Below are 3,029 nucleotides of genomic sequence, written 5' to 3'. Positions count from 1 at the left end.
ACAGTTGAGTAGGGCTGTAAAAGCTGATGAAATCAGCGTAGTAGATCCCACTCAACCACTGCGTCTTGCTCGACAATCCAAAGACAATTGAGAGGCTAGGACTTTTGTCCCAGCCTCCTGTCTTAGATTTGTTCCATTTGTACTTTCTCAGCCAAATTCATGGCGTGGTCAGCAACTCTGGTATAGTGGGAAATAATATCGATAAAGTTGACCCCAGCCTGAGGCGTACATTCTCCCTTGTTGAGACGGGCAATGTGGGTCTTGCGCAGGCTGCGTTCTAACTTGTCAATAGCTGCATGCTTGGCTTCTAAAGTATTGGCCAACTCCACATCATTTGTTTCCACAGAAGTCAAAGCTTCTTTGATAAAGTCCAAGGTCAGTTGATAAATGTTTTCCAACTCTGCCAAGGCGGCTGGTGAAAATTCCACTTTCTTGCGGTGCAAGTAGTCTGTCAAATTCAGCAAAGCTTCTGAGTGGTCACCAATTCTCTCCAAATCACGGCTAGAGTCCAGAATGCTAGTCAAGACTTCACTCTCCTTTGGATTGAGTTGCTGACCAGATAGGACAATCAGATAGCGAGTCAATTCATCATCAATAGCGTTGATAGCTTCCTCAGTCTTATGGCCCTTCTCAGCTGATTTTTCTTCGTAGTTAATAATATAATCATAGGCCAATTCGAAAGATTTAGCCGCGTAGCCACCCAAGTGAAGGAGTTCCTTTTTAGCATTTCCCAGAGCCAATGATGGCGCTTGGTCAATCAAAATCGTATCTAGGTAGAGAGATTCGTATTTAACGGTCTCATCCTCACCCGGAATCAACTTGGTAACCAAATATGCTAAAAAGCCAATAAAAGGAAACTGGATAATGGTATTGGTAATATTAAAAGTTCCGTGGGCAAAGGCAATGGTCATTTCTGGTGACAAGTGCAAGGCTGTCTCAAACCACTGAATCAGCGATGTAAAAGGCAACAAGAAAATCATACAGATGATTGTCCCCAAAACGTTAAAGGCCACATGGGCTCCAGCAACACGCTTGGCTGCGATATTAGCACCCAAGGAAGCGATGATCGCTGTAATCGTCGTTCCGATATTGTCACCGAAGAGGACAGGCAAGGCTCCATGCAAATCAATGAGATTGCTGGCATAGAGATTTTGTAGAATACCAATAGTCGCTGATGATGCCTGGATGAGCAAGGTCAAACCTGTTCCGACAAAGACACCTAAGACCGGATTTTTACTCAGCTGAACCATGTAGTCGCGAAAGACTTGCAGATCTTTAAGTGGCTCCATGGCTCCACTCATGAGATTGAGGGCAAAAAAGATCCCGCCAACACCAAAGAAGATGCGCCCGATATTGTTAACAGAGCGATTTTTGGTGAAAAAGAGGCAAACCGCACCGATAAAGAGCAGGGGAAGTGCATAATCACCCAACTTAAAACCAATGATGAAGGAAGTCACGGTCGTACCAATATTGGCCCCCATGACAATCCCGATAGCCTGACGCAGGGTCAACAGCCCTGCACTAACCAGACCAACTGTAATCACCGTCACACCTGAACTAGACTGGATCAGGGCCGTCATCCCAATCCCAACTAGCACACCTAAAAAAGGATTGCTCGTGTATTTATCAATGAAATAGCGCAGGCGGTCTCCCGCTGCCTGCTGCAAGCCGTCACCCATCATACGAATACTGTATAGGAACAGCCCTAAGCCTCCTAAAAAGCTAAATATAATTTCTTGCCAATTAATGGACATTTCTTTTCCTCCGAAAAATAAATAGCGGATAATCTCCTATACTATTTTAAAACATCCAGCCTAATCTCACAAGCCTTTTCTAAAAAAGAATTGAATTATTTTTGCTCATTTTGAAACTTTTATTTTCTTCATACTCAAGAGCAAACTAGAGCAAGCAACAAGGCCCTCTCACTACAAGAAAAGACAAGTAGACAGAACTAAATTTCAATATTTTTAGCTTGGTTCATCGCTTTCTAGTCTCAGGCTCAAAACATCTAAATTGCCCAGTTTATCTTTTATCTCAGCATAACTCACATTCTATACATGCAAAAAGCAAAAACCCCAGATAGCCTACGGCTATCTGGGATTTGCTTTCCATCGCTAAAGTGCTGGTATCATTTTAGCTAGGTTTTAAGATTAGTCTTCCAAATTCACATCAGATGTTGATTCTTTCTTCTTTTTGTTCTTAAGAAAGGCTGATGCTAACGTTGCTATTCCTAATCCAAGAGCTGCTAATGGATTATTGACAGTTCCTGTATTTGGTAAAGCTTTAGCATTTGGAGTAACCTTAACTTTTTCTGGTTGTGCAGGCTGTGGCTTAGGTGCTTGAGAGTGATTTGTAGCACTAGATACAGATGCACTTTCAGACAGACTAGTAGAGATGCTTGCGCTATCACTCAGTGACACACTTGCTGATGTGCTCAATGAAGCAGAAACACTCATGCTCAAGTAGGCACTTGCTGAAAGTGAATCGTCAGCGATAGCATGACTGGCACTGATTGATCCTGAAATGCTTGCACTTGTACTCAATGAAGTAGAGATAGACTGACTATCACTTACAGAAGCTGAAGTACTTGCACTTACAGATGCGAGGTAGCTTGGCAGGTTAAACTCTGGCTTAGACTCGCTGGTTGGATCACCCTTACTATAGCTGAATGAGTTTGACTCTTGTGACACACTTGTACTCAAGCTGCTTGAAAGGCTATCGCTAAGTGATGTAGAGGTACTTACACTTACGCTTGCTGAATCTGACGCACTGACTGAAGCCGATACACTAGTGCTGAAGCTTGCGCTTGCTGATAGAGATTCGCTTACGCTCAGTGATGCCAAATCATTTTCACTTGCCAAAGCAGACGCGCTAGTGCTCAATGATACTGAAGTGCTCTCGCTTGTTGAGACTGATTGGCTCAAGCTTACTGATGCTGAAGTGCTTGTGCTTGCTGAATCTGAGGCACTGAGACTTGTGCTCAAACTTGTACTTGCTGAATCTGAAGCGCTAATTGAGGCACTGAGGCT

2 protein-coding genes are annotated in these 3,029 nt (G+C 43.4%); both read right to left on the bottom strand.

Annotated features, from left to right (window positions below; translation table 11 throughout):
* Nucleotides 1–122: 122 nt before the first annotated feature.
* Nucleotides 123–1,754 (bottom strand): Na/Pi cotransporter family protein, encoded by a 1,632-nt coding sequence (locus tag A0765_RS09710; protein ID WP_005591032.1) that lies wholly within the window; start codon nucleotides 1,752–1,754, stop codon nucleotides 123–125.
* 396 nt (nucleotides 1,755–2,150) lie between these two features.
* A partial coding sequence (locus A0765_RS10710; RefSeq protein ID WP_257000847.1) for an LPXTG cell wall anchor domain-containing protein occupies nucleotides 2,151–3,029 on the bottom strand: 879 nt, incomplete at its 5' end.

Source organism: Streptococcus cristatus (assembly GCF_001588905.1).
Classification (GTDB): domain Bacteria; phylum Bacillota; class Bacilli; order Lactobacillales; family Streptococcaceae; genus Streptococcus; species Streptococcus cristatus_N.
The sequence above is the reverse complement of the archived record's forward strand: the minus strand, read 5'-3'. Positions and strand labels throughout refer to the sequence as shown.